Consider the following 14151-nt stretch of genomic DNA (forward strand, 5'->3'; position numbering starts at 1 on the left):
TGTAGACGAGGTGAATCATGTGCGGAATCGTCGGAGCAAGCGGCCTGAAGAATCAGGTGCCGCAACTGGTCAATGCGCTGAGCCGGCTCGAGTATCGCGGCTACGATTCGTGCGGCATCGCCGTGTTGCGTGACGGACATCTGCGCAGCGAACGGACGCTGCGCCGCGTGGCGGACCTGCAGGACCGCGTGCTGACGCTCGGCCTCGAAGGCCAGACGTGCATCGCGCATACGCGCTGGGCGACGCATGGCGCACCGTCCGAAATGAACGCGCACCCGATCATGTCGGGCGACACGATCGCGGTCGTGCACAACGGGATCATCGAAAACCACGACGAACTGCGCGCCGAACTGCGGCAACGCGGCTACACGTTCCGCGGCGAGACCGACACCGAGGTGATTGCGCACCTGATCCACAGCGTGTATCGCGACGATCTGTTCGATGCGGTCGTGCGCGCGGTCAAGCGGCTGCACGGCGCCTATGCGATCGCCGTGCTGAGCGCGCGCGAGCCGCAGCGGCTGGTCGCCGCGCGCGCCGGCTCGCCGCTCGTGATCGGCATCGGCGCGGACCAGAATTATCTGGCGTCCGACTGCGCGGCGCTCGGCGACCTGACCGACCGCTTCGTCTATCTGGAAGACGGCGACGTCGCGCTGATCACGCCGGAACGCATCGACGTGGTCGATTCGGTCGGCGCCGACGCGAAGCGTCCGCTGTGCGAGGTCAAGGCACGCGCCGACGATGCCGCACTCGGCCCGTACCAGCATTTCATGCAGAAGGAAATCTTCGAGCAGCCGAAGGCGATCGCGGCCACGATCGACGGCATCGACACGATCTCGCCCGCGCTATTCGGCGGCAGCGACAGCGCGCGCGCGTTGCTGTCGAGAGCAAGAAGCGTGCTGCTGCTGGGTTGCGGCACCAGCTACTACGCGGGCCTGACCGCGAAATACTGGCTCGAGAGCATCGCCGGCATTCCCGCGCAGGTCGAGATCGCAAGCGAATACCGCTACCGCGAGACGGTGCCCGATCCGCGCACGCTGGTGGTTGGCATCTCCCAATCCGGCGAGACCGCCGACACGATCGGCGCGATCGAGCGCGCGCGCGGGATGGGCCAGGACATGTCGATGGCGATCTGCAACGTGGCGACCAGCTCGATCGCGCGCGCGGCGCCGCTGTGCTTCCTGACGCGCGCCGGCATCGAGCTCGGCGTCGCGTCGACCAAGGCATTCACGACGCAGCTCGTCGCGCTGTTCCTGCTGACGCTGACGCTCGCACAGCAGCGCGGCAGGCTCGACGCCGCGCAAGTCGCGACGCACCTGAAGAAGCTGCACGAACTGCCCGACCGCATCAGCCACGCACTCGCGCTGGAAACGCAGATCATGGGCTGGGCCGCGAAATTCGCGCGCACCGAAAACGCACTGTTCCTCGGCCGCGGCATTCACTACCCGATCGCGCTGGAAGGTGCGCTGAAGCTCAAGGAAGTGTCGTACATCCACGCGGAAGGCTATCCGGCCGGCGAACTGAAGCACGGGCCCCTCGCGCTGGTCACGAGCGCGATGCCGGTCGTGACCATCGCGCCGGACGATCGCCTGTTCCAGAAGCTGAAGTCCAACATGGCCGAGGTCCGCGCGCGCGGCGGAAGGCTCTACGTGCTCGCAGGCCATCAACTCGAGATCGACGCCGACCGCGACACGCACCTGATCCGCGTGCGCGAATCGGGCGACGCGCTGTCGCCGATCGTCAACGTGATCGCGTTGCAGCTGCTGGCGTATCACGTCGGCTGCGCGCGCGGCGCCGACGTCGACAAGCCGCGCAATCTCGCGAAATCGGTCACGGTCGAATGATGGCGCTGCCGCTTCGGTGGCCGGGTGCGAGACGATCGCGTCCGGCGCTGCGCGCGGCGACGCGGCTCGCCGCGACCGCGCTCTTTGGCGCGGGCTGCGGCGCCTGCTGCGGCGCGCTGGCCGCCGGCGCGCCGGTCGTGCACACGGTCACGATCGACACGCGCGCCGAGCCGCCCGCCAGCGACAAGGACGCCGGCGATGCACGCCGCTTCATGCACGGCATTGGCGTGGCCGATGCCGGCGACGGCAAGCGCTGGGTGTTCTTCAGCAGCTCGGGGCTCCCGCCGCGCGGCGCGATGCGCAACGGCAGCTGGTCGCACGACGTGTACGTGGGCGAATGGCAGCCTGGCAATTCGCAACTGACGCACGTACGCGCGTTCATCAGCCGGCCGGAGGCGCAGGAGCCGGTATCGATCGCACAGAACGGTCGCGGCGACATCTTCGTCACGTTCGAGGACGGCTGGGACACGTCGCAGGAAGTCAGCCAGCGCTACGGCGTCTACCGGCGCAACCTGAAGCCGGTCAAGCCGTATCCGCACGACGTCGAAGCGGGCGGCCATTCGGGACACGTCGCCGCCGTCGGCGAGCGCTTCGTCGTGTTCTACTCCGCCGACTGGGTCGATGGCGGCGGCGTCGACAATCTCGGCAGCGGCAACGGTGTGTACGTGAAAACCTACGATGCGGCCGGACGCGTGTTGAATCATGTGCCGGTCGTCGCACATCGCCGCGAATGGTGGCCGATTGTCGCGGGCTCGCCGCGCCGGGCGCTGCTGGTCTGGCAGAAATACATCGAAGGCAGCACGGACGCGACGCTCGAGTATGCGATGTTCGATCCATTCACCGCGAAGCTGGAGAAGCGCGGACCGCTGAGCGACGCGATCCAGTACTACGTGTATTCGTCCGCGTACGTGCCCGCGGTCGACCGATTCATCGTCGTCACGACAACCGCGGACAATCGCGGCGTCGCGATGCTGATCGACCCGGACGGGCGCCGCATCGCGACGCTCGACTGCCTGCCGCCGTCGGTGCGCGAATCGGGTGTCGGCGTCGACGGCGCGCATGCGTACGTGCCGACTCGCGACGGGCGGCTGCTGACGTTGACGCTGACGGCAACGGGCATGTCGGTTACCGGCGTGCAGCGTTCGCCGGTTCCGTGGGGCTCGACCGGTATCGCCGCGTTTCCGGCGCGCGCGGGCATGATGCATTTCGTGTCGCTGTCGCCGACCGGCACGCGCGAAGCCGATTTCGACACGGCACGGGAAGCGCCTTTGCCAAAGGCCGACGCGCAGTGCCAGAGTCATTGACGGCGGCGCTGAGCGCGCCGGATCAGCGCGATCGCTTCATGGCAATGTGACGGCGTACGGATCGTGCAATGCGGTGCTGCACGCAACCGCCTGTGCGGCTGTCCGGCCGAGCGCCTGCCTGACTGCCACGCGCGTCGCCGCTCACCCGTTCAATCCCCGCCGTTACGCCCGCACCGCATCCAAGTCGCCATCGCCGCCCTTACCGGCTAGACTGTCGCCCGATTCCTTCGGCCAGTCGCGATGCCGCGCTGCGTGCCGTCGCCGCCGCCCCCTTTTTCACGGAGAACGAATGCTGAAGCGCCAATGGTTTTCGCTGTTGCTGCTGACGGTGTGCCTGATGGCCACGCACGCGTACGCGCAGGGCACGCTAGAACTCGACACCGATGGCACGCCGCGCGTGCTGACACGGCAAGCGCTGCTCGCGCGCGCCGACGCGACGGACATCCACGTGCCGCGCGACATCGCTTACGGTCGGCCGATGACGTTTCGCGCGGTGCCGTTCGCGGCGCTGCTGTGCGACACGTCGCTGCCGGCGGACGGCGTACTGGAGACGCGCGCGGCCGACGGTTTCGCCGCACAACTGCCACTGGATTTCGCACGCCGGCGTGCGCCGGCCGGCGCCGTTGCGTGGCTGGCGATCGAGGACCCGGCGCACCCTTGGCCGGCACTGCCGGGCAAGTCGGTCAGCGCAGGGCCGTTCTATCTCGTGTGGGTCGGCCCGGACGCGTCGTCGGTGCGCGGCGAGCAATGGCCCTACCAGATCGTGCGCATCGCGATCGAATCTTCGCCGCTCGCACGCTGGCCGTCGCTCGCGGTCGATCCGTCGCTGCCGGCGAACGACCCGGCCCGCGCGGGCCAGCGGCTGTTCGTCACGCAATGTCTCGCGTGTCACCGCATCGATGGCGCGGGCAGCAGCCAGGCCGGCCCCGACCTGAACGCGCCGATGAATCCGGTCGACTACTTCCAGCCCGCCGCACTGCGTCGCTACATCCGCAATCCGGCGTCGGTGCGCGACTGGCCGGGCCGCGTGATGCCGGCGTTCCCGCCCGACCAGTTGAGCGACCGCGAACTCGACCAGATCGTCGCTTACCTCGCGTACGTCGCGCGGCGCAAGGCCGCCAAATAAGCCGCAACCGTCACGCGTGCATCACGCGCCCGGTTCCTGCGCGCTTTGCAGCACCGCGCGCAGCAGCACGTCGGCGCCGGCCGTCGACCACTCCGGCGTGATCGCCTCGGCTTCGTTGTGGCTGAGCCCGTCGACGCACGGCACGAAGATCATGCCGGTCGGCGCGACGCGTGCGATGTAGCACGCGTCGTGGCCCGCGCCGGACACGATGTCCATGTGCGACAGCCCGAGCGCCTGCGCGGCGGCGCGGACTGCGTCGATGCAGCGCGGCGCGAACGGCACCGGTGCATACGTGAAGATCTGCTCGATCTGCGCGCCGAGACCGGCGTCGTCCGCCACGCGCGCCAGCTCCGCGCGCAGCGCCGCATCGAGTTCGTCGAGCACCGCATCGTCCGGATGGCGGAATTCGACCGTGAAGAAGCAGCTGCCCGGCACCGTGTTGCGCGAATTCGGCCGCGCATCGATCATTCCGACCGTCGCGCGCGCATGCGGTGCATGACGGCGACCCAGCGCATCGACGAACTGGATCATTCGCGCGGCGCCGACCAGCGTGTCGCGCCGGAATTCCATCGGCGTCGTGCCCGCGTGCGCGTCGACGCCCGTCAGCGTCACCTCGTACCAGCGCTGCCCCTGCCCGGCCGTCACGACACCGATCGTCTTGCCTGCACGCTCGAGAATCGCACCCTGTTCGATATGCAGCTCGTATGCTGCATGAACCGGATAGCCGCCGACGGGCTCGGTGCCCGCATAGCCGATCCGCGCGAGTTCCGCCCCGATCGTGTTGCCCGCCGCATCGGTGCGCGACAGCCCGTATTCCAGCGGATACACGCCGGAAAACACGCCGGCCGAGATCATCGCCGGCGCGAAGCGCGAGCCTTCCTCGTTGGTCCAGATCACGACGTCGATCGGGCGCTCGGTTTCGATGCCCGCATCGTTCAGCGCGCGCACCACCTCGAGGCCGCCCAGCACGCCGTAGATGCCGTCGTAGCGGCCGCCGGTCGGCTGCGAGTCGGCGTGCGAACCGGTCATCACCGGCGCCGCGCCGGGATTGCGGCCCGCGCGGCGCGCGAACACGTTGCCCATCCGGTCGATACGAATGGTGCAGCCGGCATCGCGCGCCCATTGCACGAACAGGTCGCGCGACTCGCGGTCGAGGTCGGTCAGCGCGAGACGGCAGACACCGCCCTTCGGCGTCGCGCCGATCCGCGCCATCCGCTCGAGCGACGCCCACAGGCGTGCACCGTCGACGCGCGGCGCGCCCGCGAAATCGTCACGCATCGCCGGCCTCCGGTGCGTCGTTGCGCGGCGCGGGCTGCAACGCATAGCGGAAATCGCAGCGCTTGCCGCCCTGCATGATCGTGCTCGTGCGCGTCAGCGCGATGCGCGGATCGTAGCCCTCGATGAAGTAGCTGTCGCGTGCGCAGCTCAGCAGATGGCCGATCTCGCCGAGCCCCATCGCGTGATACATCTGCGCGTAGCTGCAACGGTGCACGTCGTAGTCGTAGTGCGCGTCGTCCGCGCGGCGCACCTCGACGTCGAGCGCGTCGTCCTTCTCCCACAGCACCTGCAATGCGATGAACGACTGCACGCTCGTGCCTTCAGGCTCCTGAGCCGCAAACGCGCGGCCCGCGTCGACGGCCGCGCCGCGCACGGCCTCAGCGATCACGGCCTGTGCGCGCTCGGTGCCGAATTCGCGCTTCATGATTTCGTAGATCGGCTTGATGATTTCCGCTTCGATGCGCCGCCGTGCGAGGATGCCGAGGCGCGTGTCCTCCGGCGCCGCGGCGGATTCGCGAATCGTGTCGGTCATGGGGTGTCTCCGTCGTTATTGCGTTGCGGTGCGCGCGCCGCCGAGCACGTCGACGACGGCCCACTTGCCGCCGCGCACCTGATAGATCGTGAATGCCGGGTCCTTCAGGTTGCCTTCGCGGTCGAATGCGACCCGCCCCGTGACCCCCGGCCGGTCGGTTGCACGCACCGCCGCGACCAGCTTCGCGGGCTGTGTCGTGCCAGCCTTCTGCGCGGCAGCGATCAGCGTGGCGGCCGCGTCGTACGCGAACGGTGCGTGCAATTCGATCGGCGCGTGAAAGCGCGCACGGTATTGCGCGTCGAACGCGTTGCCGCCCGGCATCCGGTCGAGCGGCAGGCCCGGTTCGAGCGCGGTTACGCCATCGCCGTCCTTGCCGGCGAGCGACAGGAAGGTCTGGCTGACGAACCCGCCGGCGCCGAGCAGCGGCGCGCTCACGCCGAGCTGGCGCATGCGGCGCGCGATCGGCGCTGCCTGCGCATCGAGCCCGCCGAAGAACACGAGATCCGCGCGCTTGCCCTTGATCGCGGTCAGTACGCCGCTGAAGTCGGTGGTCTTGTCGTTGACGTACTGGCGATCGACGATCGTGCCGCCATTCGCCTGCACGCCCTTGATGAACTGCTCGGCGAGCCCCGCGCCGAACGACGTGCGATCGTCGATCACCGCGATGCGCTTCGCCTTCAGCGTCTTCACCGCATACGCGCCGGTGAAATTGCCGCCCGCATCGTCGTGACCCATGATGCGGAACGCCGTTGCGTAGCCCTGCTGCGTGTACTGGTGGCCGGTGGATGCCGGCGCGATCTGCGGAATGCCGGCATCGCGGTAGACGCGCGACGCAGGCACGCTGCAGCCGGTGTTCCAGTGACCGACGACGCCAATCACGTGCTGGTCGACGAGCTGCTGCGCGACCGCGACGGCCGTGCGCGGATCGGATTGGTCGTCCGCCGCTACAAGCTTGTAGACAACGGGCTTGCCGCCGATGCTCGGATGCTTCGCGTTCGCGTCGTCGATCGCGAGCTGCGCGCCGTTCTGCAAGTCCTTGCCGATCCGCGCGGACGGGCCGGTGAGCGGCGCAGCGAGACCGATCAGGATCGTTTGCGGTGCGGATTGCGCGACCGCGGGCACGGCGACGCTCAGCGTGGCTGCGGAGAACGCGAGGCTGGCGGTGAGGAAGGCGATTTTCATGTACGGGAATCGGGGTTGGGATCAAAACATGAAAAATATTAAATAGTTGATGCCTACACCCCAAATACTCAATTGTTGGTTGCTTATGCCATTCTCGCCACAATAACGTAACACCATATATATAAGCGATATTTTTTGGTTGTCGCTTACCCTGACTTTTCGATAAAATTCGATACATGAAAAATATCGAACAATTGCCGCACGATCCGCCGTTGCGAGCCGTCCGCGCGTTCGAGGCATTCGCGCGCCTCGGCTCGGTCACGGCGGCCGCGCACGAGCTCGACATCACGCCGTCCGCGGTCAGCCATCAGTTGCAGTTGCTGGAAGCGTTCATCCAGACGCCGCTGACCGTGCGCGAGGGCCGCCTGCTCGCGCTTACCGACGAAGGCCGCGACTACTACCGCTCGATCAGCGCCGCGTTCTCGGTGCTGCGCAGCGCGACGCGCTTCGTGCGCGACCGCTCGTCGCTGCGGCAGATCACGATCAGCCTGATCCCGCTGCTCGGCATAGGCTGGTTCATCCCGCGGCTGCACGCGTTCCTCGCCGAGAACACCGACGTGGACGTGACCGTGCTGTATGCACATCACCGCAACTACCGAAGCGATGCGTCGGACCTGTCGATCCGTTTCGGCACCGGCGACTGGCCCGGCTATCGCTGCGAGCGGCTGCTGCCGGGTGCGATGGTGCCGATGTGCAGCCCGTCGTTCCTGAAGCGCCACGGGCCTTTCCGCACGCCTGCCGATCTCGCGCACGCGCCGCTCGTGCACGACGAGGATCGCAGCACATGGGTCAACTGGCTGCAGGGCGCCGGCGTGCGGCATGTGTCGCATGCGGTGGGACCGATGTTCGAGGACGGGCAACTGACGCTGAGCGCAGCACGCGCGGATCTCGGTGCGGCGCTGCTGCGCGCACCGCTGGTCGAGCGCGAACTCGCGAGCGGCGAGCTCGTGCAGTTGTTCGACCACGCGCTCGACGACGGACGCGATTACTACCTGTGCACGCGCGACGATGCCGACACGCCCGACGGTGCGAGGCGCCTGGCCGAATGGTTGAGGCGAATGGCCGCCTGAACCGCGCTACCGGACATTGCCCGACACTGCCGGACGTTGCACGGCGCCTGACCAGCGCAACTCGCCGCTGCATCGCCCACCGCCTCCGTGCGTTGCGGGCGCCGGCAGATGTATATATGATATGCATATCACATATCGGAGGTTGCGATGAGCCGCATCCTGATCGACCTGTCGAATGGCCAGCTCGACGAGCTGGCCGCCATCGTCGAAACTGAGCAACGCCCTCGCGCCGCGATCATCCGCGATGCGATCGACGCGTATATCGCGCAGCACAAGCGAGCGCATGCCGACACCGTATTCGGCCTGTGGAAGGATCGCGCGGCCGACGGGCTCACTTATCAGGAGGCACTGCGTTCAGAATGGTAAAAGCACTCATCGACACCCACCGCGTCCCCGAATGCCGGGGCCGCCCGGTTCCGGCCGACGCCCATCTCGCACGGCTTCGGCCGCCGCATCGCGGCACGGTATTCGGGCTCTGGAAAACGCGCGCGCCCGACGGGCTCGCGTATCAGCAGGCATTGCGCGCGGAATGGTAAATGCCCTCTTCGACACCAACATCCTGATCGACTATCTCGGTGGTGTGGAGGCCGCGCGCGGCGAGCTTGCCCGCTACGAGTATCGCGCGATCAGCATGGTGACCTGGATGGAAGTCCTGGTTGGCGCAACGGCAACCGACGACGCCGCGATCCGCGCGTGGCTGTCGTCGTTCGACATCATCCCGCTCGACGGCATCGTGGCGAGTCGCGCGGTAGCGATCCGCAAGGAACGCCGCATTCGGTTGCCCGACGCGATCGTGTGGGCGTCCGCGCAGGTGAACGGGCTGCTGCTCGTATCGCGCAACACGAAGGATTTTCCCGTCACCGAACCCGGCATCCGGGCGCCCTATCAGCTGTAGCGGGCGCGAGCGCGGAGTCCGCGGCACGTGCCGGATCTCCGCCCGCGCTTGCGGCACAACCCATCTCTCCGGCGGCACACGACGGCGATCGTTCGTCCGGGCAACCACCACCGCCAGCTACCGGCACCGTCCGACGCCGCGAGTCGCTCGGTGCGCATCGACGCGCGCAACAGCGATCGGTATGCCCATGCACGCTCCACGATGACGCCGACGTCGCGTCGCGAGCGCTCGCGCATTAGCTCGCACGCAGCGAACACCCCAACGCCCCACCGGTCTTCGCCGCGTTGCCGCCCGCGACGCCTGCGCCGATTTCGCGCCGCGCGCTCACGCCGCGCATGACACCCGCGAACTCGCGCGGGCGCGGCGCCGGAACCAGGGCCGGAAGCGGATAGAAATTCCCGATGCCGCGGATTGAAACAAGCAATTTCACAAACCAAGGGTGAACCCGGATACTGGCAACACTTCATCAACACCCAAGCAAAGGAACTCGCAAGATGCCGATCATCAACACCCAGATCAAACCGTTCAAGGCAACCGCATACCACAACGGCGACTTCGTGCCCGTGACCGAAGAGAACTTCAAGGGCAAGTGGTCCGTCGTCGTGTTCTACCCGGCCGACTTCACGTTCGTCTGCCCGACCGAGCTCGGCGATCTCGCCGACCGCTACGACGAATTCCAGAAGCTGGGCGTCGAAATCTACGGCGTGTCGACCGATACGCACTTCACGCACAAGGCATGGCACGACACGTCGGACACGATCGGCAAGATCAAGTACCCGATGATCGGCGACCCGACGCTCACGCTGTCGCGCAACTTCGACGTGCTGATCGAGGAAGAAGGGATGGCGCTGCGCGGCACGTTCGTGATCAACCCGGAAGGCGAGATCAAGCTGTGCGAAATCCACGACAACGGCATCGGCCGCGACGCAGGCGAACTGCTGCGCAAGGTGCAGGCTGCGCAATACATTGCGGCGCACCCGGGTGAAGTGTGCCCGGCCAAGTGGACGCCCGGCGCCGAAACGCTGACCCCGTCGCTCGACCTGATCGGCAAGATCTGACGATCGCACCGCGCGCGCCGCACGGCGCGTGCGTGTCGCGATGCGGGCCGCGTCGCGCGGCCCGCGCCCTCCTCCGGCACGACGTGCCCGACCAGCCTCATCAATACGGAATCCGAAACGCCATGCTCGATGCCAATCTCAAGAATCAACTGAAAGCGTACCTCGAAAAAATCACGCGCCCGGTCGAACTCGTCGCATCGCTCGACGACAGCGCGAAGTCGCAGGAACTGCTTGCGCTGCTGAACGAGATTGCGTCGCTGACGTCGCGCGTGACCGTGACCGAACGCCGCGACGACGCCGAGCGCAAGCCGTCGTTTTCGATCGGCGAGCCCGGCAAGCCGGCCGGCATCCGCTTCGCCGGCATCCCGATGGGCCATGAATTCACGTCGCTCGTGCTTGCGCTGCTGCAAACGGGCGGCCATCCGATCAAGCTCGACGACGATGTGATCGAGCAGATCCGAGCGCTCGACGGCGACTACGCGTTCGAAACGTATTTCTCGCTGTCGTGCCAGAACTGCCCTGAAGTCGTGCAGGCGCTGAACGTGATGTCGCTGATCAATCCGCGCATCCGCCACGTCGCGATCGACGGCGCGCTGTTTCAGAACGAAGTCGACGCACGCCAGATCATGGCCGTGCCGACCATGTTCCTGAACGGCGAGTCGTTCGGCCAGGGTCGCAGCAGCGTGAAGGAGATCCTCGCGAAGCTCGATACCGGCGCGAGCGCGCGTGCCGCGAAATCGCTCGAGAACAAGCCGGTATTCGACACGCTGATCGTCGGCGGCGGGCCCGCCGGTGCAGCGGCCGCGATCTACTCGGCGCGCAAGGGTATCGCGACGGGCGTGGTCGCGGAGCGTTTCGGCGGGCAGGTGCTCGACACGATGGCGATCGAGAACTTCGTGTCGGTGCAGGAAACCGAAGGCCCGAAGTTCGCGGCCGCGCTCGAACAGCACGTGAAGCAATACGACGTCGACATCATGGACGTGCAGCGCGCCGACGCGCTGATTCCGGGCGACGTGCACCAGATCCGCCTCGCGAACGGCGCGGTGCTGAAGGCGAAGACGATCATCCTCGCGACCGGCGCGCGCTGGCGCGAAATCAACGTGCCCGGCGAGCGCGAATACCGCAACCGCGGTGTCGCGTACTGCCCGCACTGCGATGGTCCGCTGTTCAAGGGCAAGCGCGTCGCGGTGGTCGGCGGCGGCAACTCGGGTGTCGAGGCCGCGATCGATCTGGCTGGCATCGTGAAGGAAGTCACGCTGATCGAGTTCGGCGCGCAATTGCGCGCGGACGAAGTGCTGCAGCGCAAGCTTCGCAGCCTGCCCAACGTGACGATCGTCACGCAGGCGCAGACGACCGAGCTCACCGGCGACGGCAGCAAGCTGAACGGGCTCGTCTACAAGGATCTGCGCTCCGGTGAAACGAAGCGCGTCGACCTCGAAGGCGTGTTCGTGCAGATCGGCCTCGTGCCGAACACCGAATGGCTGAAGGGCACGGTCGAACTGTCGAAGCACGGCGAGATCGTCGTCGATGCGCGCGGCGCGACATCGGTGCCGGGCGTGTTCGCGGCCGGCGATGTAACGACGGTGCCGTTCAAGCAGATCGTGATCGCGGTCGGCGAAGGTGCAAAGGCCTCGCTCGGTGCATTCGATCACCTGATCCGGCAGGATGCGACGCCGGCCGCGGCCGACGCGCCGCAGGCCGAAGAAGCGATCGCCGCGTAACGCGCGACGCACCTCACCGGTTCGTCTCTCTTGGCCCCGCACGCCCTGGTCGGCGTCCGGGGTCTTTTTTCGTGCGACAGTGAATGGTGCGGCGTGGACGCGGCGCCTGCCCCGTCACTGCGCGACGGCCGGCCCGGTATTGGCTGGCGCGGACGCCTTGAAGCTGCTCGACTGCCGGACCAGCTGGTCGGTCATCGCGGCGGCGACCGGATTCGCTCCGGCAGACGCATGCGATCGGTCCGCGCTCGGCGGCGGTACGTACTGCGGCGGCGGCAACGACGGATCGAGCTTCGCCGATTCGCGCACGAGGGCGGCGGTTTCGGGCGTTTCCGATTTCATCGCGGATGCGGCCGCTGCATGCCGCTCGAGCCCGTCACGCTTGCGCACGGCGTGCTGCGGCGGCTGATACGCCTGCTGCGCCGGCCGGCTCGCCTGGGTTGACTGGACTGACGGTCCGGATTGCGTCGGCTGGGCGGGCTGCGCCGGTTGTGCGGACCGGTTCTTCGCTGGGGTCGCATTCTCGGGCTCGACCGTCACCACATGGACCGCAGGAGGTGGCGCGGCCGGTTTCGCGGCCGGCGCCTGCGCGGCGATGACGGCCGCCACTGCCGCCGCTGCCGCCGCTGCCGGAGCCGCGCGCGTGTGGGCCGCGGGCGCGGCCGGCGGCGGGACGGCCGCCTGTTGCGGCACGGCGTCATCGACGTGTGCGGAAGGGACCGCGACGTGCGCAGGCGGTACGATCGTGCCCTGCGCGGTGTGCCCGTCATCGACGGCCGCCACGGTGGCGGCCGGTGGAGCGGAGTCGCCGATGCCGGCCTCCGCGATCGCGCGGTGGTCCGCACGCAGTAACATCACGTAGCCGGTGCCTGCCGCGGCAATCAGCAATCCGCCGGCGATCATCAAGGTCTTTCGGGTACTAGTCATGCTTGCTCACCGAGCTTATCGACGTGAACAAGCCATGATACCCGCGCGTCCGCGCGCGATCCCGCGCGAATACATTTGGTTGCATTGATGGCGACCCAACACCGGCGGGCCATATAACGCCGTCCAGCCTTTTCGTCAGACCGTTCGACGTCCGCTCGCCCCCTCGTGCGTCAAATGCAGAAGACGGCCACCGCGATCCCGCCGAACAGCACCCACTTGACGACGTAGTACACGGTGCGATTCCACGCCTTCAGCCGCTTACCTGCCCGCCGGATCGCATACAGATACTTGAATGCGTGATTGAGCCCGCCGGTGCGGTCGCCGGTTTCGTTCGGCGATGCGGCCGCGCGCATCAGCAGTTGCCCGAACGCGTCGTTGATGCGCTGCGCCCACCGGTATTTCATCGGCCGGTCGATGTCGCAGAACAGGATCACGCGATCGTGTGCGGTACGGTTCTCGGCCCAGTGCAGATAGGTCTCGTCGAACATTACGGCCTCGCCGTCGCGCCACGCGTATGACTCGCCGTCGACGACGATCCGGCATGCGTCGTCGTTCGGCGTATCGAGCCCGAGGTGATAGCGCAGCGAACCTGCATACGGATCGCGATGCAGGCCGAGCTTGCCGCCCGGCGGCAGCTGCGCGAACATCGCGGCCTTGATCGACGGAATACGCGCCAGGATCGCGACCGTGCGCGGACACAGCGCCTGCGCGGACGGATGCGGCGCGTCGTACCACTTCAGGTAGAAACGCTTCCAGCCGTTGCGAAAGAATGAATTGAAACCGATGTCGTTGTACTCGCCGGACGCCTTGATCCGGCTCGCATCGCGCAACGCGAGCGCTTCGTCGCGAATGGTGCGCCATTCACGCTGCAACACCGCCAGTTCGGGAAAGTGCCGCGCATCGAGGAACGGCGTGGTCGGCACCGACGACAATGCGTAGCAAAAGCAGTTGAGCGGTGCGGTAAAGGTCGAATGGTCGGACAGCTGTCTGAACAGTCTGTGCCGAACCTTGCCGCGCCGATGCGTGTAGACGACACACACAATGAACACGATCAACAGGACCCACCGCATCGACATTTCCCCCGTAAGCCGTTTTCCGGAATTCTAGGTACGGGAAAAATTTCGTGCACTGAAGCGCGGGCAATGCGATGCGCGCGACGGAGGCGCTCCGAACGCGCATCGACTCACACAAAAACGCAAAAAGCCCGTGCAGAATAGCCT

The 14151-nt window shown here is 67.1% G+C and carries 13 protein-coding genes; 8 read left to right on the forward strand and 5 right to left on the reverse strand.

Annotation, left to right across the window (positions count from 1 at the left end; translation table 11 throughout):
• Positions 1 to 17 precede the first annotated feature (17 nt).
• From glmS to KDW55_RS20300, 3 genes are all read left to right on the forward strand, one after another.
• Positions 18 to 1841, forward strand: coding sequence for a glutamine--fructose-6-phosphate transaminase (isomerizing) (glmS, locus tag KDW55_RS20290; protein ID WP_212198022.1), 1824 nt, complete (start codon positions 18 to 20; stop codon positions 1839 to 1841).
• Complete coding sequence (locus tag KDW55_RS20295; protein ID WP_069242840.1) at positions 1838 to 3145, forward strand: hypothetical protein; 1308 nt, start codon at positions 1838 to 1840, stop codon at positions 3143 to 3145. The genes glmS and KDW55_RS20295 overlap by 4 nt, the downstream gene beginning before the upstream one ends.
• A 289-nt stretch (positions 3146 to 3434) precedes the next feature.
• Positions 3435 to 4271 carry a cytochrome c gene (locus KDW55_RS20300; protein ID WP_212198023.1) on the forward strand — a complete coding sequence of 279 codons (837 nt, stop codon included), beginning with the start codon at positions 3435 to 3437 and terminating at the stop codon, positions 4269 to 4271.
• 21 nt (positions 4272 to 4292) lie between these two features.
• On the opposite strand, the gene KDW55_RS20305 is transcribed toward KDW55_RS20300, so the two are convergent.
• The 3 genes from KDW55_RS20305 to KDW55_RS20315 are packed head-to-tail and all read right to left on the reverse strand — an operon-like array spanning position 4293 to position 7263.
• Positions 4293 to 5549 carry a Zn-dependent hydrolase gene (locus tag KDW55_RS20305; protein ID WP_212198024.1) on the reverse strand — a complete coding sequence of 419 codons (1257 nt, stop codon included), beginning with the start codon at positions 5547 to 5549 and terminating at the stop codon, positions 4293 to 4295.
• Positions 5542 to 6081: an L-2-amino-thiazoline-4-carboxylic acid hydrolase gene (locus tag KDW55_RS20310; protein WP_069242838.1), complete on the reverse strand. Its 540-nt coding sequence runs from the start codon at positions 6079 to 6081 to the stop codon at positions 5542 to 5544. Before KDW55_RS20310 ends, KDW55_RS20305 begins: the two co-directional genes overlap by 8 nt.
• Before the next feature lie 15 nt (positions 6082 to 6096).
• Positions 6097 to 7263 carry a branched-chain amino acid ABC transporter substrate-binding protein gene (locus tag KDW55_RS20315; RefSeq protein WP_069242837.1) on the reverse strand — a complete coding sequence of 389 codons (1167 nt, stop codon included), beginning with the start codon at positions 7261 to 7263 and terminating at the stop codon, positions 6097 to 6099.
• Between the two features lie 176 nt (positions 7264 to 7439).
• Here KDW55_RS20315 and KDW55_RS20320 point away from each other — a divergent pair, with 176 nt between their 5' ends.
• The 5 genes from KDW55_RS20320 to ahpF all read left to right on the forward strand — a co-directional run bounded on the left by KDW55_RS20320 (position 7440) and on the right by ahpF (position 12007).
• Positions 7440 to 8333, forward strand: a complete 894-nt coding sequence (locus KDW55_RS20320; protein WP_040139578.1) for a LysR substrate-binding domain-containing protein — start codon at positions 7440 to 7442, stop codon at positions 8331 to 8333.
• A gap of 147 nt (positions 8334 to 8480) precedes the next feature.
• Entirely contained in the window at positions 8481 to 8699 is a 219-nt protein-coding gene (locus tag KDW55_RS20325; protein WP_040139577.1) for a ribbon-helix-helix protein, CopG family, read from the forward strand.
• Between the two features lie 163 nt (positions 8700 to 8862).
• Positions 8863 to 9228, forward strand: coding sequence for a type II toxin-antitoxin system VapC family toxin (locus KDW55_RS20330; RefSeq protein WP_040139576.1), 366 nt, complete (start codon positions 8863 to 8865; stop codon positions 9226 to 9228).
• Between the two features lie 494 nt (positions 9229 to 9722).
• Positions 9723 to 10286 (forward strand): alkyl hydroperoxide reductase subunit C, encoded by a 564-nt coding sequence (gene ahpC / locus KDW55_RS20335; RefSeq protein ID WP_040139575.1) that lies wholly within the window; start codon positions 9723 to 9725, stop codon positions 10284 to 10286.
• 122 nt (positions 10287 to 10408) lie between these two features.
• On the forward strand, positions 10409 to 12007 hold the full coding sequence (gene ahpF, locus KDW55_RS20340; RefSeq protein WP_040139574.1) for an alkyl hydroperoxide reductase subunit F: 1599 nt from the start codon (positions 10409 to 10411) through the stop codon (positions 12005 to 12007).
• A 114-nt stretch (positions 12008 to 12121) separates the two neighbouring features.
• On the opposite strand, the gene KDW55_RS20345 is transcribed toward ahpF, so the two are convergent.
• Both KDW55_RS20345 and lpxO read right to left on the reverse strand, forming a co-directional pair.
• Complete coding sequence (locus KDW55_RS20345) at positions 12122 to 12931, reverse strand: extensin (protein WP_212160996.1); 810 nt, start codon at positions 12929 to 12931, stop codon at positions 12122 to 12124.
• 170 nt (positions 12932 to 13101) lie between these two features.
• Positions 13102 to 14001 (reverse strand): lipid A hydroxylase LpxO, encoded by a 900-nt coding sequence (lpxO, locus tag KDW55_RS20350; RefSeq protein ID WP_069243506.1) that lies wholly within the window; start codon positions 13999 to 14001, stop codon positions 13102 to 13104.
• Positions 14002 to 14151: the final 150 nt, after the last annotated feature.

The organism is Burkholderia sp. AU19243 (assembly GCF_018148075.1).
Classification (GTDB): Bacteria; Pseudomonadota; Gammaproteobacteria; order Burkholderiales; family Burkholderiaceae; genus Burkholderia; species Burkholderia latens_A.